The organism is Peribacillus sp. P4_C12 (assembly GCF_056402095.1).
This window is the reverse complement of record NZ_JBFUIB010000006.1, coordinates 1-16,332: the sequence shown is the minus strand read 5'-3', so window position 1 is coordinate 16,332 and position 16,332 is coordinate 1. Positions and strand designations below refer to the sequence as shown.

The window sequence follows — 16,332 nt, the reverse complement described above, 5'->3', positions numbered from 1 at the left end:
TTTGTTAAATCAGTATGAAACCATTGGCATGATTATTGCTTGTTTATTATTTAGTAATCTTTTTAAAAGAGATTAAAGGGAGGAGGTAATTCTAGTAGACAGTTATAAACGAAACCAAATGGATGAGCTACTCATTTGAAAGAAGTGGATGTCTTCAAATAAAACTATTAGAGGTGACTATTAGTGAAAAGTATTCGGGAATTAGTTGAGAGAGCGGTGAAAAAGAATCCAGAAAAACCATTTCTCTGGTGGCAAGGGGAGAATACATCAAATATCGAGATGTATAGGCAGATAGCTAAAGCAGCCAATGGATTTCGTGAAATAGGTATTCAAAGAGGAGATCGTATTGTCTTAATGTTGCCAAATCTCCCCGAATTTCTCCATATCTGGCTTGGATTAAACAGTATTGGAGCTTCTATCGTTCCTATTAATACCTTTTTTAAGGAAGAAGAAACCGCATACGTTATAAATCATAGTGAATCTATATTAGTGGTTACATATCAGGACTATTATCCATTGATTAAAACTATTTTGCCGCGGTGTCCGAAGATTCAAGAACTTGTGGTCATTCAAACAGAAGGAGAGTTGGAAATAGGAATTGATTATCATAGTCTGGTTCGAAGACAATCTGATGAACTACCTGTAGTCGATTTAGATGAAAATGATGAAGCTTCTATTCTTTATACGTCAGGAACAACTGGTCATCCAAAAGGATGCGTCCAATTACATTCTTATTATCTTATTGCAGGTTATCGTTATGCACAAAATATGAATCTAACGGAACAAGATTGTGTAATTACTCCTCTTCCATTGTTCCATATGAATCCACAAATTTTATCCACTATGGGAACGCTATGGGTTGGAGCGAGACTGGCTCTTGTGGATCGTTTTCATCCGAGAAGTTGGTGGGATAACGTACGTAAATCCGGGGCAACCAAGTTCCATTATCTTGGGGTAATGCCTGCAATGTTGATGGGACAAGAAGAGACGGAAAATGATGCAGACCATCCTCATTGGATTGGTATGGGTGGCGGTGTTCCTTCTAAATTGCATGGTGAATTTGAAAAACGTTTTAATGTAACCTTACTTGAAGGTTTCGGGATGACAGAATGTGGTTTAGCTATCTGTACCAATGTGGATATGGAACGAAAAATAGGTACAGGATGTGTAGGTAAAGTATTTCCTGAATACGAAGTTATGGTGGTGGATGATGACAATCATGCAGTAAAATCAGGAGAAATTGGGGAGCTTGTGTTACGCGGAAGTGATTCTTTCAATCGCCGTCGCGGTTTTATGAAGGAGTATTATAACAATCCGGAAGCAACCGAAGATGTATGGAAAAATGGATGGTTTCACACTGGTGATTATGTAAGAACGGATGATGAAGGGTATGTTTATTTTGTAGATCGTAAAAAAGACATCGTTCGTAGGTCTGGTGAGAATATTTCCGCTTCTGAAGTTGAAGACTCAATTAGAACACACCCTAATGTATTTGATGTAGCTGTGGTTGCGGTGCCAGATGAGATTCGTGAGCAAGAGGTTAAAGCCTATGTAATCAGACATGAAGGTGCTTCAGTAGAAGTGGAGGATCTAATTGCGTGGTGTGAAGAGAGATTAGCATATTTTAAAATCCCGAGATATTGGGGTTTCTGTAATGAATTTCCAGTTACTAATACTGGGAAAATTCAAAAGCAAAAACTTCGCACAGAATCGGAAGACCTTCGCATCAATAGTTATGACAGCGTAGATAAAATTTTCCGTTCCAAGATTCAGATTTAAATATTCAATAATTAATTTATAGTGGGAGGGTAAAGAGTGAAGAGGATAACAGATGTTGCATCCATTGCAGGAATAGGAGAGACAGATTATGTTCGCGGTACAAATAAAAGTACGCGTGAACTTATTTTAGAGGCTGCTGTAGCAGCTTGTCATGATGCTGGAATTGAAACGGAATCGATTGATGGAGTTGTCATCCCTTATTCAGATGTAACCAATGAAGATTTTGTTTCAGCGCTTGGTATTAGGGACTTAAAGTTTCACGCCCATGTGAATATAGGAGGAGCGAGTGCGACAGCAGGGGTGTTAATGGCTGCAGGAGCTATCGCAGCTGGTTTGGCTGACCGTATTATCGTTTCAACGGGATGGACTGGATATAGCGGATTAAGATTAGGAGCAGGGAATACAGATCTTATTACATCACAAAAATTACCTGGTTCCGATTTTCGTACGAACTTAGAATTTCCATATGGAATGATTGTTCCAATGCAATGGTACAGCTTACATGCCAATAGATGGTTTCATGAAACAAAGGCAGATCGCTCTGGAATGGAAACGGTTGCTTTAACAACTCGGAAACATGCTCAATTAAATCCAAAGGCGTATATGAAAAATCGTCCGATGACACAGAAAGACTATCAGTCCTCCCCATTTATTGTGAAACCTTTTCGGTTATATGATATTTGTATAGAAACTGATGCAGCAGCAGCCGTACTCGTTATGCGATCGGATGATGCACGGGATTACGGGCGTCACTCTCCTATCTATATTGCTGGAGGAGCCGAAGGTCACGCTGACCACCCAGATGATTTGATTAGTCGACCCGATATTTTGAACATGGGGATTACAAAAGCGGCACCACGAGCATTAGAATCAGCAGGAGTTACACTGAAAGAGATTGACTTTGCAGAGATTTATGATTGTTTTACATTTATTGTTCTTCGTCAGTTAGAGGAAATCGGATTTTGTAAGAGAGGAGAAGGTCCAGAATTTGTTAAAAATGGAAGGATTAATCTGGGAGGGGAACTACCTATTAATACCCATGGAGGACTTCTTTCGCAAGCCCATGTTCTTGGTATGAATCATGTGGTGGAGGCCGTCCGCCAATTACGTGGGGATGCGGGACCTGCACAAGTAAATGATGCTCATATTGGTCTTGTAACAGGTTACGGTGATTTTGGCGATGGCTCGATTATCATCATGCATAATTAAAATAAAGAAGGAGGAATCATTACGTGTCAGAGATAATTGCTAGACCATTCCCGGTTATTAATCAGTTTTATGCTCCATACTACCGCGGATTAAAGGAACGTAAAATTCTTATTCAATGTTGTACAGCATGTGGACACATTCAGTGGCCACCACGAGACCTCTGTTTCGAGTGCCATGCTAATCAACTATCATGGACCGAAGTGCCTCAAGTGGGCAAGGTCTATACTTATTCAGTTTATTATAGAGCTTTTCACCCTTGGTTTAAACAGTATCTTCCGATGGCGGCTGTTGTTGCTGACTTAGGAGAAGGAGTGCGTATCCTTGGTAACTTTTTAGGAAACGTAGAAGAAATCGTTTGTGAAATGGAAGTAAAAGCAGTGTTTGAGGATGTCAACGACGAGATTACATTACTTCATTGGGAAAAGGCCTGATATTAAGATGATTAATTAATTATAGGAGGTTAGTGATAAATATGAAAGAAAATATTTCTACCAACTCTATGGATCAACGGCGTGGCAGTTATCGTTGGAAAGTGATTATGCCAATGCTCCTAATTATGTATCTATTTGCTTATTTAGATCGAACCAATATTTCATTCGCGATGACCGGCATGCAAAACACCTTCTCTATAACCTCGACCGTAAGCGGATTCATTTCGGGAGTTTTCTTCTTTGGATATATGCTACTGCAAATGCCAGCTGGTCATTTAGCGAGTCGTAGCAGTGCAAAGAGAAATATACTCATTCTTGGATTCTTCACCGGACTTTTTGCGACCTTACAAGGAGTAGTCAATGATGTTCCCACCTTTATCGTAGTTCGTTTTCTCTTAGGAGTAGCTGAGGGGGGCATGCTACCAACTATGTACGTGTTGATTGCTAATTGGTTTCCTGAAAGGGAACGAGGGCGTGCCACAAGTACTTTTGCGCTTTATCAAACACTTGCTCCTTTAATTATGTCACCAATTTCTGGCCTAATCGTCGCTTCAAGCTGGATTGATTTTCCAGGTTGGAGATGGATGTTCATTTTCGAAGGACTAGCCCCTCTTGTTTTCGCATTTATTTTTTATTTAATCGTTCCTGACCATCCAGAAAAAGCAAAGTCGAAACGATTGGGTGAAGAGGAGCGACGTTATCTACTTGAGGAATTAGATAAGGAAGAGAAAAAGCCAAAAATTATACAAGAAAAGAGCTATTGGAGAGCTGCGCTTAATTGGAATTTTATTTTTCTTACGTTATCTTGGGGGGCCATGGTCATTGGTAACTATGGGGTCAGTATGTGGTTACCTGTAATCATTAAGGGAATTTCTCAATATGGGTATGCAAAGATAGGTTTTATTTCTGCATTACCTTGGTTAGCTGCGACTTTTGGTATGATCTTGACAGGAATTATTAATGATAAATGGGGGAATAAACGGTCTTTATTGTTTATTTTGGAGGCCATTGCGGGAATATGTCTTTTCAGCACGGCTTTGATTGGGACTAGTAATTTTATATTGTCCATTGTATTTATTAGTCTTACGTTAATGGCTTCTGCATCTGCAACTGCTGTTTACTTAAMGGCGCTGTCTGAATTATTTCCAGCGAATATGCTTGGTGGATTGACAGGTATTTTTTCTGCAATAGGAAATTYGGGTGGYTTTTTTGGGCCATTTATTGTCGGAGCTCTTATGTCAGGTGGAAATAAAATTGCAGGCTTGCTGTTTTTATCGGGWATTWATATTATATCGGCCATTTTGGTTACTTTGGTGAAATTACGTAAAAAGTCTACCGATGTTCCATCTAACTTWACACAGGTCCAATAATTTATATAAATTCATTTTCACTTAAATRATTCACCTAWATCTATTATCGTAGTAATCTCAAATCAAAAGGTTTCCAAAATTGAGGAATCAGCTTTTTTTCGTAATAAATAAGTGACAKWGRTAAATATCTAAATRCTCATATTCAAATATGCTTGTGTAAAATCGCATATGCAAAGTTAAARGGGGTATATACTTTATTTTCATTACTTTATTTCCTTTCAGATAGAGAATCTAGAGTTGGCGTGATTATTACTACTARTATATTTCGATGAAGGTAGGTAGAAAAGGTCTTAAGAACAACTTGGTATAGTATTTGCAATATATTAAGTAATTCTCCCCCTAGAAAACTCAATTAATGGACTCATCCAAATAAGTGCAGTGGAATAATCGAAAAGTGAGGAGGCATTGGAAAAATAAATGACTTACGTCATTCAGTTTAAATATTAAAAAATGAAATTTAACTTTATTTATAGGAGAGATGGGGATGGAAGATATTTTCCAAGAAAGGTTAGAATATTTATACAATCTTTATCCTGTTTGGGAGAGAATGACTATTAGTCAGCGGTTGGAGCGTACTGTATCTAAGTATCCAGAACGAACATATATTTATACCTCACATCACTCTTATACTTACCAAGAAACAGATAAATGTATGAATCATCTAGCACAAGGATTAGTTAAATTAGGAATCAAAAGAAGGGACCACGTTGCTTGTCTACTGCCTAATAGTCCAGAATTTATTTTTAGTAAATTTGCGGTATCGAAGGTGGGTTGTGTCAATGTTCCTCTAAACTTTAAGGCAGGAACTGAAGAATTAGAATACTTGCTAAAACAGTCCGATTCAAAGTATTTAATTATGATGGATAATTTTGCAGGTATCAATTACATTGATATGTTAAATGAGATTGATCCCGATCTTTTATCAAAAGGGAAAAGTGCAAAGTTACCAATGCTTTGTCATGTTATCATCGTTTCCCCAAATAACAGACAATACGAAAATACGATAGATTTTTATAATCTCATTGAAAAGGGGAAAACAGTAGGTGATCAAATCAAAGAAACGATTCGAAATATTCTCCACTACCCCGAGGAAGTATCAGATATTTTGTACACCTCAGGCTCTACCGGCAAACCAAAGGGGGCAATGCTTACACATGATACACTTCTCCGTTCATCTTTTGCTACCTGTTTGAGTCGTGCTTATGAGGACGGGAGACGTATTTATTTTCCATTACCTTTACACCATTCTTTTTCTTACGTCGAAGGTTTATTAGCCGCTTTATTTGTAGGAGGCATGGTTATTCCACAAGCTGTTTTCAAACCCCAAGAGACTCTTATATTAATAGAGCAGAGTAAAGCTACCGATATGTTAATTGTCCCTACCATTGCCCTTGCATTACTAAACCATCCAACAATTAAAGATTTTGATCTGACTTCCCTAAAATCTATCATGTGCGCGTCTGCACCTGCACCTATTACTTTATGGAAACGACTTCAAGAAGAATTGCATATTAATGAGCTGTGTACCGCTTATGGTATGACGGAGGTATCTGCAGCGTCTATGCATACGGCACCTGGAGATTCTCTTGAAATTATTACTACGACTGTTGGAAGGATTATGCCGGGTGGAAGTAGTGGATTACCCGAATATGGCTGGCGCAATACTCAGTACAAGGTTATTGATCCTTTTACAGGAGAGGACTTGCCGCTCGGTTCTGAAGGAGAGTTAGTGTGCAGGGGTAACATACTCACAATAGGTTATTACAAGAAACCAATGGAAACTTCAGGGGTGATTGATAAGGATGGTTGGTTAAAAACAGGAGATTTAGGAAGAATTCGTGAAGACGGCTATTTTGAACTTACCGGTCGAAGTAAAGAATTATACATTATTGGTGGTGAAAACGTAGCACCAAAAGAAGTAGAAATTATACTGTCTCGTCATCCAAAGATAAATCAGGCCTATGTCGTTGGAGTTCCAGATGAAAAAATGGGAGAGGTAGGAATGGCATTTATCACCATAAACGATACTGAAAGAGCTTCAGAAGAAGAAATTAGAGAATACTGTAAAGAAAAACTAGCAAAGTTTAAAATCCCTAAATACATTAAGTTTATTTCAGCTGATGAATATCCTTTGACCACAACAGGGAAAGTTCAGAAGTTCAAGTTAGTTGAACAAGCCATTGAAGAATTAAAGCTAAAGGATGTTCGTGAAAAAATGACCAGTAATAAAAGGATGTAACCACTTCAGAAAAGGAGATTCAGATATGGAACTTGAAGAGCTACAAAAATTAATTAGGAAATGGATCAAGAAAGAAGTCTTTCCTAGGGATCAGACTAAAGAACAAATCGTTCAACTTTTACAGAAATCCGGAGAACTTGGTTACATGTCTTTTATGTACGATGATGAACAAGAATGGCAAGATAACGTTGTAAGCGCACAATTATGTTATTTGCAAGAATTAGCTCGTACTGGAAACAGTTCATTGGCATATGCAACCTTCATTCAGTCTATTGCTTTTGCCTTTCCAATTTATACTTGGGGTTCCGAAGAGCAAAAACAAAAATATTTAAATCCTGTAATTTTAGAAGGTAAACTAGCATCTACTTCCTTGCCCGAAATAGAACAGACACTATTGACTGCAGAGCAAGTAGATGAAGGATGGAAAGTAACAGGAAAAAGTAGTTATGTTGCACCATCAATCGAATCTGATTTCTATATGTTTACAGCGTTAAATTCTAATAATGAGAAGGTTTATTTTATAATTGACAAAGAGAAGATGCAAGATGCCAAGGTCATACCTACGCAGATGATGGGTTTCGATCAAGTTCAGTTTTATGAAATAGAAATTGAAGCCATGCTCTCTAAAGAATATGTCATAGATCCATCAGTGGCATCCGAATCATCGAGATTAAACTTTAGTTTTAAGGAAGTTCTTGATCTTTCTTTAGCAATAATTGGTGTAGGTATGGCTCAAAAAGCTTATGAGTTGGCTAAGAGTTATGCGAATGAAAGAAAACAGTTTAACCAAAAAATAGCAACAAATCAGACTATATCTCATCGACTTGTCGAAATGGCTGTGGAGTTGGAGGCTTGTGAAGCGTTAATTTATTCAAAACTAAAGCATGATAAAAGGCACCTCGCTGTACTTTATCCTGCTTCAACAGGGGCCTTAAGACGAGATATTTTAGAAACTGTTCACGAAATTACGGACAATGCATTTCAAATATTTGGTGGGAACGGATACTCGATGGAATACCCTATACAAAAGCTGTGGCGTGATAGTCAACTGCTAGTACTAATGACTTGCTATGATAATGAAGAGATTGCTTATATTGAGGAAAAGAACATAACGATGAATAAAGATGAAGCCATTTTCCATCGTAAATTAGAAGAGTTTATTTATCGGGAGGTCACGCCCAATATAGAGATATGGGAACAAGACGGGGAGGTTCCACGCGATTTATTTGAAAAATTTGGACAGCAAGGATATCTCGGTATTAAATTTAGCAAACAATATGGAGGCACAGAATTAGGATATCAATGGGATGGAAGATTTATTAAGGAATTAGCCAAATGTGGTTCCGGTGGGGTTACCGTTGGAATAACAGCTCATACTTCTATCGCAATTACAGCAATTGAAAAGTTAGGAACTTCAATGCAAAAGGAACAATATTTACAACCAAGCATTCAAGGAGAGAAAATAGCTGCACTTGGCATTACCGAACCTCATGCCGGATCGGATGTAGCCTCCATGACTACTACCGCAACACGAGAAGGTGACTACTATCGTATAAACGGATCTAAAGTTTTTATTACAAATGGTGTTAATGCGGACTATATTGTATTGGCAGTTAAAACGGATCCGGATAAAGGCTATAAGGGCATTAGTTTCTTTATTGTAGATACAAACCTTGAAGGTATCTCTTCAAGTAAAATTGATAAACTGGGATGGAGAGCATCTGATACAGCGATTATTTATTTGGAGGATGTTAAAGTACCTTCTGAAAACTTGTTGGGAGTTGAAAACCAAGGCTTCTATGAAATCATGAAAAATTTCCAGTGGGAACGTGTCATGGTTTCATATTTTTCTATAGGTATTGCAGAGAGGTCATTAGAAGAATTTTTACAAAGTGATAAAAACACCATTGATAAAGAAAAAGAAATTTCTAAGGTTAAGGTGGACATTGAAAAGGCTTATGTACTTGTGGATAAAGCCGTTAAGCTATTTGATAGTGGTATAGATCCAACGATAGAGTCCACAATTGCTAAAATTTATGCAACAGAAATGGTAACTCGTATTACATCAAAAATACTTAGATTAATGGGAATTGATGGTTGCAGAACTGATTTAATTTTAGAAAGACAGTGGCGTGATGCAAGGATAATGACAATAGGTGGCGGTACTTCTGAGATTATGAAGGAAGTTTTGGTCAAACGTTTAGGAATTATTTAAACCACTATTAACTGGAGTTGATAAGAGTAAAGGCCACCGTTGTTATTTTCTGATTATTTTTTATTTTCAATTAATAATTCTGAGGTTATAAACAAAAATAAATTACCTTCTCCAAATTGATTACACAGGCGATCATAGGGCATGAGTATGATTTAATCTTTGGTGGAAATATGGTGGTGGATTCCGCATCTGGACAAGTTGCCATCTAAGCGACCGAAGCATTAGGAATCCTTATGTCTCTTTAATTAAAAAACACACTAGTAAATGATGATACTGCTGAAACCGTGCAACACAAGGCAGTAACAACTATACAATAGAGTTCCCTATTCAGTTTATTAGCTGGATGCATATTTATATTAATTAGCTCGGAACGCTCTTGAGATAAATGAAATACTGGTCAAGCGAATTGGCTTGAGTTAAAACTAAAATAGAAATCGGAGTGAACGAAATGGAAAAGAATCAATTTGTCTATTGGAGTAAAGAGGAAAAGGTTGCCGTCATCACGATTGACAATCCTCCTTTAAATGTGCTGAACATTACTGTAGCAGACCAATTGAAGGAAACAGTTAAGCAAATTGAGAGCGATCCAGACATATACGCCGTAATTGTTACTGGTGCAGGGGAACGAGCATTTATGGCGGGAGGTGATATCACATCATTTCCCCCGTTACTTGGAGTTGGAGTGGAGGAAGTACGTGAATTCGCACTTCGCCTCCAAGAGCCACTTAATTTGCTGGAATCTCTTGACAGACCAGTGATTGCTGCTATTAATGGATTTGCGCTCGGAGGTGGTTGTGAACTTGCATTAGCCTGCGACATTCGAATAGCAGAAGAACAAATTCAAATTGGTCTGCCTGAAATCACATTGGGTATACTGCCAGGTGCTGGCGGAACCCAACGATTGTCTAGATTGGTTGGGAAATCAAAAGCAAAGGAATTAATGTTTACGGGCGATCGATTATCTGCTGAGGAAGCGAAACGAATTGGATTGGTCAATCATGTAGTATCGAAAAGAAAAGCTCTATCTGTTGCGCGAGAAATTGCTACAAAGATTGCACAGCATTCATTTCTTGCTTTATCTCGAATAAAAAGATGTGTGGATGAAGGGATGGATTTGACATTACGAGAAGGGTTACAAATGGAAGCAGGGTGTTTGGGAGAAGTATTTCAAACGGATATTGCCAGAGAAGGGATTTATGCTTTTCTTGAAAAAAGGCCAGCACGCCTTTAAAGTCTTCTATCCAGTTGTTGTTTCAAATCACTAACGTATCGGTCTACTATTTGTTCAGAAAGCATTTTAAAAATGCGCTGTTTTTTGAAAAAAGGGAAGGTCACTTGTGAACACTCCCATTTTCTTTGTTAACTACTTTGTTTTTCTAGACCCAAATAAAAAGGTTGACCAAATTAACTTGGTCAACCTTAAAATACAAATGGAAGACAATAAGCTTTATACATAAATAAGGCGTACTACACAAGATATGTACAAATTTGTTAGTACGCCTTTATGCTATATACCAAAAATATAATGAAATGATAGTTTATCATAGGTGATTAAAACACTCGTAAAAACTTTACAAATACTGGTAAATCAAGCTACATACGGATTACTTTAGAAACTAGTTTTGTTTCTAAATAGTCTTCTAACCCATACTTTCCACCTTCTCTTCCTGATCCACTTTCTTTCACTCCACCAAAAGGAGCTTGGACAGCAAATGGTGCTGGATCATTAACACCAACCATTCCATATTCTAACTTTTCTGAAACTCGATGTGCTCTTGAAAGGTCATTCGTATAAAAATATGAGGCTAACCCGAATTGTGTATTATTGGCTTTTTCTATGACCTCGTCTTCAGTACTAAAGCGAATTAATGGAGCTACTGGACCGAATGTTTCTTCATAGGTAATTTTCATCTCTTCATTAACATCAACTAATACCGTCGGGGCATAAAAATATCCATTTTTATATTCATTTTTCGTCAATGCTTTACCACCACAAAGAATCGAAGCTCCTTTACTTACTGCGTCAGTCACATGATCGTGTGATTTATCTACCGCATCTTGATTAACCATTGGCCCTATCTGAGTCTTATTATCTAGCCCATCACCGACCACCATTGTGGAAACTCTATCGGTAAATCGGTGTGCAAATGTATCATAAATCGAATTGTGTACATAAATACGATTAGCGCATACACATTGTTGGCCAGTAGATGCAAACTTACTACTAATTGTACCTTCAATAGCAAGATCAATGTCTGCGTCTTCAAATACGATAAATGGTGCGTGTCCACCAAGCTCCATTGATACACGTTTTACTGTGTCAGCAGATTGACGAATAAGTTTCTTTCCAACTTCTGTTGATCCGGTAAATGATATCTTCCGAACATCCACACTAGCCATTAGTTCTCCTACAATGTCAGAAGAATTCCCGATAACAAGATTAACTACACCTTCAGGTAGACCAACTTCGTCAAACACTTTAAAAAGCTCAAGAGATGATAAAGGTGCCTCACGGGATGGACGTAAAATAACTGTACAACCAACTGCCAGTGCTGGTCCTAATTTTCTAGCTCCCATTGATAATGGAAAATTCCATGGTGTAATGCATCCAACGACTCCAATCGGCTGCTTTAGAACAGAGATTCTTTTGTTTGGTGCAGATGCTGGAACTAAATCACCATAAACGCGGCAGGCCTCTTCAGCATACCATTTAAAAAAGGAAATTGTATTCCCTACCTCGTAACGAGCATTATGAATGGATTTTCCCATTTCTCTTGTAATTATTTGAGCAAGGTGTTCTTTTTTTTGTTCTAATTTTTCTACTACTCTGTGTAAATATGCACCACGCTGTTCTCCAGTTAATCCGGACCATAAGGGTAATGCACTTTTAGCTGCTGCTATCGCACTTTTGGTTTCTTTCTTTCCAACTAAAAATACTTTATCTACCAATTGGCCATTTGCAGGATTTTTAACTTCTAAAATAGGATCAGTCACCAACCATTTTCCATTGATATACATTACGTTAACGCTCCCTCCTCTTGGTATAAAGGTAAGACCTTATTATAAATTTGAACAATGTCCTCTTTAATAACTTTTCGCGGATTATTTGGAATTGTTCCTTTATCATCCATTGCATCATGGGCTAAACGATTAACCATTTCCTCTGTGAATTTTATCCCTAGATAATTAAAATCTTTTGGAATACCTAATGATTGATTAAAACTATTGAGTAAATATACAAGGTTTTCCGCAGCAACTTTGTTATTCTGGACTGTTAAAGAAGAATCAAAGATTCTAGCAATCTCAGCATACTTTTGGTAGTTTGAAATTAGATTATATTCAATAACATTAGGTAGTAGAATCGCATTAGCCAGACCATGTGGGACATTGTAAATAGCTGACATAGGATGTGAACAAGAGTGGACGAGCCCAAGACCTCCAAGACTAAAGGCCATACCAGCAATTGTACTAGCTAAATGAACTTGTGATCTTGCTTCAAGGTATTTAGGATGTGCATATGTCGATGGCAAATTTTCTACAAGCATTTTTATTGCTTGAATAGCTAAACCTTCAGTTATTGGCGTTGCACGAATAGCTGTAAAAGCTTCTATTGCATGAACTAATGCATCTATTCCTGTTGCCACAACTACTTGACGTGGTAGAGATGAAGTTAAGATTGGATCCACAAATGCGACTTTAGGTGCCAGCATCGGAGACGATACAACATATTTTCTACCTGCAACATGATCCGTTACTACTGCCACAGTTGTTACTTCGGAGCCGGTCCCAACTGTTGTAGGAATAGCAAACAATGTGGGAATTTCGTTAACAATTGGATTTTCTCCCCGGCGATAATCGAGGATGTGTCCTGGGTGGCTAACTTTAACACCAACAGCTTTTGCGAAGTCCATCGCACTTCCTCCACCTACAGCAAGAATCATGTCACATGATTCAGCCTTATATAATTCTGATCCCTTCATGATTGTAACTGCATGAGGGTTAGGCTCTACCTCTGAAAATACAATTGCTTCAATTCCGTTATCTTTTAAAAGAGAGTATATTTTATCTGGTATCCCAGCCTTTACAAGTCCTGGGTCAGTTGCGATAAATACATTTGTCTTATTATATTCTTTAATCTTAACAATTAAGTTTTCTTCAACACTATTGACACCAAAAATAACATTTGTAGGTAAAGTAGAGTTAAAGGTTTGTTGATTTAAATACATAATTCTCCTCCTGTAAATAGGCAATCTACACCTACCTTTTAAGAAATATGATCAATTGTATTACTTAGTTCATGTGGAAAGAAGTCGGAAAGAACTCGGAAAGAACTCCGACTCCATCAGCTTTCTATTTTATTTTTTGTCAGCAAATGCATGATCAAAAGCAAAGCCGTTATATCCTACTTCCTCTAGAACCTTCCTATAATTCCCTAAACCACCCATATAGAACCTGACCGCATTTTTCTTACCTGGAATATTGGCTCCGAAAATCCATGATTCAGCTTTTGGAAATAGTGTCGCATCTGCGATCGTACTGCATGTCGTAAGCCAATCATTCTCTGCATCCTGAGTAGGTTCGATAGTTTTGATGTTTCTTTCCACCATGTACTTAACGGTGTCTGAAATCCATTCGACCTGAGTTTCAATGCTAGGTGGTAAATTGGTGAAAGGACCGTTCGGACCGAGGATCATGAACAAATTTGGGAAATCTGTATTCGTTATGCCTAAATATCCTGTCGGTCCATCCTCCCATTTTTCACGCATTGTGACACCACCGCGACCACGCAAATCCATCCTAATATAGTGACCATCTACCGCATCAAAACCAGTAGCATAGATTAACACATCAAGCTCATATTCTCCGTCTGTGGTGCGTATACCCTTTGGTGTGATTTCCAAAATGGGGTTCTCCTTGACATCAATGAGAGAAACATTATCTCTATTGAAAATGTCATAGTATCCATTATCACAAAGTGGACGCTTTGCATAAAGGCTAGTCGGTGTCAGCTTTCTTGCTGTTTCAGGATCCTTGACGATCTCCCGAATCTTTTTACGGATGAATTCGCAGGCTGCTTCGTTTGCCTCTGGATTAGTAGCAATGTCACTGAAGGTTCCAAACATGAAACGGAAACCACCGCCTTTATTCCACGCTTCCTCGAACACACGATCTTGTTCCTCTTTCGAAACGGAAACAGCCGGCACTGTACTTTCATCGAAACCGAAGGCCACGGCAGAAGACTTAACTTGCTTCCAAATTTCATCGTAATTTCCCTTTATCTTAGCGATATCTTCTTCAGATTGAGGTCGCTTACCAACCGGTACACTGTATTGAGCTGAACGTTGAAAAACAGTCAGATGCTCCACCTCAGGAGCTATAGCAATAATTAACTGTACCCCAGTTGATCCAGTACCAATCACACCAACGCGCTTGCCCTTAAGGTCAACACCAGACTCTGGCCATGCCCCAGTGTGATACTGTTCGCCCTTGAAGGTCTCTCTGCCTTTGAAGTTCGGTACGTTGGTTGCAGATAACAGTCCAAGTCCGGTCACAAAGAATTTTGCAGTAACTTCATCCCCTCTATCGGTCATAATTTGCCATAAATTTGTCTCCTCGTTGAAATGAGCTGCTGTGACCTTGGTTCTAAACTGGTAGTTGCTACGTAAGTCAAATCGGTCGGCGACGTGAGAAAGATATTCAAAGATTTCCGGCTGGGTTAAATAAGTATTCTTCCACGTCGATTCTTGAAGAAGCTCCTTGTCGAAGGAATATCGATAAATATAACTTTGGGTATCTGAAAGTGCTCCTGGATAACGATTCCAGTACCAGGTTCCACCAACATCTGCGCCTGTATCATATGCACGTACCGTCAAGCCTAGTTCATTTTTAAGCTTGTGAACTGAATAAAGGCCTCCGAATCCTGCACCAACTACAACGGCATCAAAATGTGGAATATTGCTTTTATTTATTTGACTCATAACGTTTCCCTCCCTAATAGTCGTCTTGTCCATTTTGTTAGAGTGCTTGATACCAAGTTGCTATCTTACTGATCTCCTCATCCGCCTCAGGAGCGCGACCAGCAAGGATTGGGAAAACATGTTGCATTCCCTCTACGACTGACAATGTTGCCTGTACTCCTGCTTCAGTAGCACGAGCATACAAACGACGAGAATCGTCAAGAAGTGTTTCGGCTCCACCCGCATTTATGTAAAGTGGAGGAAAGTCCTTGAAATCAGCATACAGAGGGTTAGCTAAAGGATCCTTAAACTTTGTGATGTCTTCTCCAAGTAACATTCCTCGCATTCCTTCTAGAACTCCTCTCGAACAAAGCGCTTCGGTCTCAGTGTTACTATCAAGTGTACCTCCAGATAGTTCCATATCCAGCCAAGGAGAGAATGCTATTACACATCTAGGAAGTTCTAGAGCTAATTCGCGGAACTTTAGTACGGATGCTACGGCAAGATTTCCACCAGCAGAATCACCTATTGTCCCGATATCCTTAGCGTTAATGCCAGACTCTAGTAACGCCTTGTAAACTGCGACAGCATCCTCTATTTGTGCCGGGAACGGATTCTCAGGTGATCGGCGATAATCCAAAACTAATGAAGACACTCCTAAAGCCTTTGCTACGTGACCAGCCAACTTGCGATGACTTGTTGAAGATCCTACAGCAAACCCGCCACCGTGGGTATAGATTAGTACCTTGGATTTGTCACACCCGATAGGGAAGACCCAAATAGCATCGACACCGCCGACCCTGTCGGATTTATAGGTCACATCCACTGGTTCTATAGTAGGCTTCTCCCATTCATCGAAAAGACTTCTCATTTCAGCCATCGTCATAGATGGGTTACCTGCCATACGATCAGTCCAGTCCTGATATAGTCCTCTTAAGAAATCTGATTCCTTTGATAAATTCGTTTGCATTTTGTAAGTATTCCTCCTTATTTCCTCATTATTCCCACCAACTTATTTGGATGTGATTCTATTAAATAAGTTTTCTAGGGGGAGAATTACTTAATATATTGCAAATACTATACCAAGTTGTTCTTAAGACCTTTTCTACCTACCTTCATCGAAATATAYTAG

Annotated in this window: 11 protein-coding genes; 7 read left to right on the top strand and 4 right to left on the bottom strand. The window is 38.6% G+C overall.

Translation table 11 applies throughout. The features are described from left to right. Window positions 1-183: 183 nt before the first annotated feature. The 7 genes from AC1DUW_RS03025 to AC1DUW_RS02995 all read left to right on the top strand — a co-directional run bounded on the left by AC1DUW_RS03025 (window position 184) and on the right by AC1DUW_RS02995 (window position 10,474). Entirely contained in the window at window positions 184-1,779 is a 1,596-nt protein-coding gene (locus AC1DUW_RS03025) for an ATP-dependent acyl-CoA ligase (RefSeq protein WP_477641963.1), read from the top strand. A gap of 36 nt (window positions 1,780-1,815) precedes the next feature. Continuing rightward, complete coding sequence (locus AC1DUW_RS03020; protein WP_477641962.1) at window positions 1,816-2,988, top strand: thiolase C-terminal domain-containing protein; 1,173 nt, start codon at window positions 1,816-1,818, stop codon at window positions 2,986-2,988. A 23-nt stretch (window positions 2,989-3,011) separates the two neighbouring features. Then, window positions 3,012-3,419 (top strand): Zn-ribbon domain-containing OB-fold protein, encoded by a 408-nt coding sequence (locus tag AC1DUW_RS03015; protein WP_477641961.1) that lies wholly within the window; start codon window positions 3,012-3,014, stop codon window positions 3,417-3,419. Window positions 3,420-3,460: 41 nt separating this feature from the next. Then, entirely contained in the window at window positions 3,461-4,789 is a 1,329-nt protein-coding gene (locus AC1DUW_RS03010) for an MFS transporter (RefSeq protein WP_477641960.1), read from the top strand. Between the two features lie 484 nt (window positions 4,790-5,273). After that, on the top strand, window positions 5,274-7,028 hold the full coding sequence (locus tag AC1DUW_RS03005) for an AMP-binding protein (protein ID WP_477641959.1): 1,755 nt from the start codon (window positions 5,274-5,276) through the stop codon (window positions 7,026-7,028). 25 nt (window positions 7,029-7,053) lie between these two features. Further along, complete coding sequence (locus AC1DUW_RS03000) at window positions 7,054-9,243, top strand: acyl-CoA dehydrogenase family protein (RefSeq protein ID WP_477641958.1); 2,190 nt, start codon at window positions 7,054-7,056, stop codon at window positions 9,241-9,243. A 448-nt stretch (window positions 9,244-9,691) separates the two neighbouring features. Beyond that, on the top strand, window positions 9,692-10,474 hold the full coding sequence (locus tag AC1DUW_RS02995) for an enoyl-CoA hydratase/isomerase family protein (protein ID WP_477641957.1): 783 nt from the start codon (window positions 9,692-9,694) through the stop codon (window positions 10,472-10,474). 362 nt (window positions 10,475-10,836) lie between these two features. On the opposite strand, the gene AC1DUW_RS02990 is transcribed toward AC1DUW_RS02995, so the two are convergent. The 4 genes from AC1DUW_RS02990 to AC1DUW_RS02975 all read right to left on the bottom strand — a co-directional run bounded on the left by AC1DUW_RS02990 (window position 10,837) and on the right by AC1DUW_RS02975 (window position 16,170). Further along, window positions 10,837-12,261 carry an NAD-dependent succinate-semialdehyde dehydrogenase gene (locus tag AC1DUW_RS02990; RefSeq protein WP_477641956.1) on the bottom strand — a complete coding sequence of 475 codons (1,425 nt, stop codon included), beginning with the start codon at window positions 12,259-12,261 and terminating at the stop codon, window positions 10,837-10,839. Next, window positions 12,261-13,469 carry an iron-containing alcohol dehydrogenase family protein gene (locus tag AC1DUW_RS02985; RefSeq protein WP_477641955.1) on the bottom strand — a complete coding sequence of 403 codons (1,209 nt, stop codon included), beginning with the start codon at window positions 13,467-13,469 and terminating at the stop codon, window positions 12,261-12,263. Before AC1DUW_RS02985 ends, AC1DUW_RS02990 begins: the two co-directional genes overlap by 1 nt. 129 nt (window positions 13,470-13,598) lie before the next feature. Then, window positions 13,599-15,221, bottom strand: a complete 1,623-nt coding sequence (locus AC1DUW_RS02980) for a flavin-containing monooxygenase (protein WP_477641954.1) — start codon at window positions 15,219-15,221, stop codon at window positions 13,599-13,601. Between the two features lie 37 nt (window positions 15,222-15,258). Further along, the gene (locus tag AC1DUW_RS02975) at window positions 15,259-16,170 is read right to left on the bottom strand and encodes an alpha/beta hydrolase (RefSeq protein WP_477641953.1); all 912 of its coding nucleotides are present in this window, start codon (window positions 16,168-16,170) and stop codon (window positions 15,259-15,261) included. Window positions 16,171-16,332: the final 162 nt, after the last annotated feature.

Excerpts from the sequence above, each read along its gene's own strand:
- AC1DUW_RS03005 (WP_477641959.1), top strand. The coding sequence starts at position 5,274 with ATGGAAGATATTTTCCAAGAAAGGTTAGAATATTTATACAATCTTTAT.
- AC1DUW_RS03000 (WP_477641958.1), top strand. The coding sequence starts at position 7,054 with ATGGAACTTGAAGAGCTACAAAAATTAATTAGGAAATGGATCAAGAAA.
- AC1DUW_RS02995 (WP_477641957.1), top strand. The coding sequence starts at position 9,692 with ATGGAAAAGAATCAATTTGTCTATTGGAGTAAAGAGGAAAAGGTTGCC.
- AC1DUW_RS02990 (WP_477641956.1), bottom strand. The coding sequence starts at position 12,261 with ATGTATATCAATGGAAAATGGTTGGTGACTGATCCTATTTTAGAAGTT.
- AC1DUW_RS02985 (WP_477641955.1), bottom strand. The coding sequence starts at position 13,469 with ATGTATTTAAATCAACAAACCTTTAACTCTACTTTACCTACAAATGTT.
- AC1DUW_RS02980 (WP_477641954.1), bottom strand. The coding sequence starts at position 15,221 with ATGAGTCAAATAAATAAAAGCAATATTCCACATTTTGATGCCGTTGTA.
- AC1DUW_RS02975 (WP_477641953.1), bottom strand. The coding sequence starts at position 16,170 with ATGCAAACGAATTTATCAAAGGAATCAGATTTCTTAAGAGGACTATAT.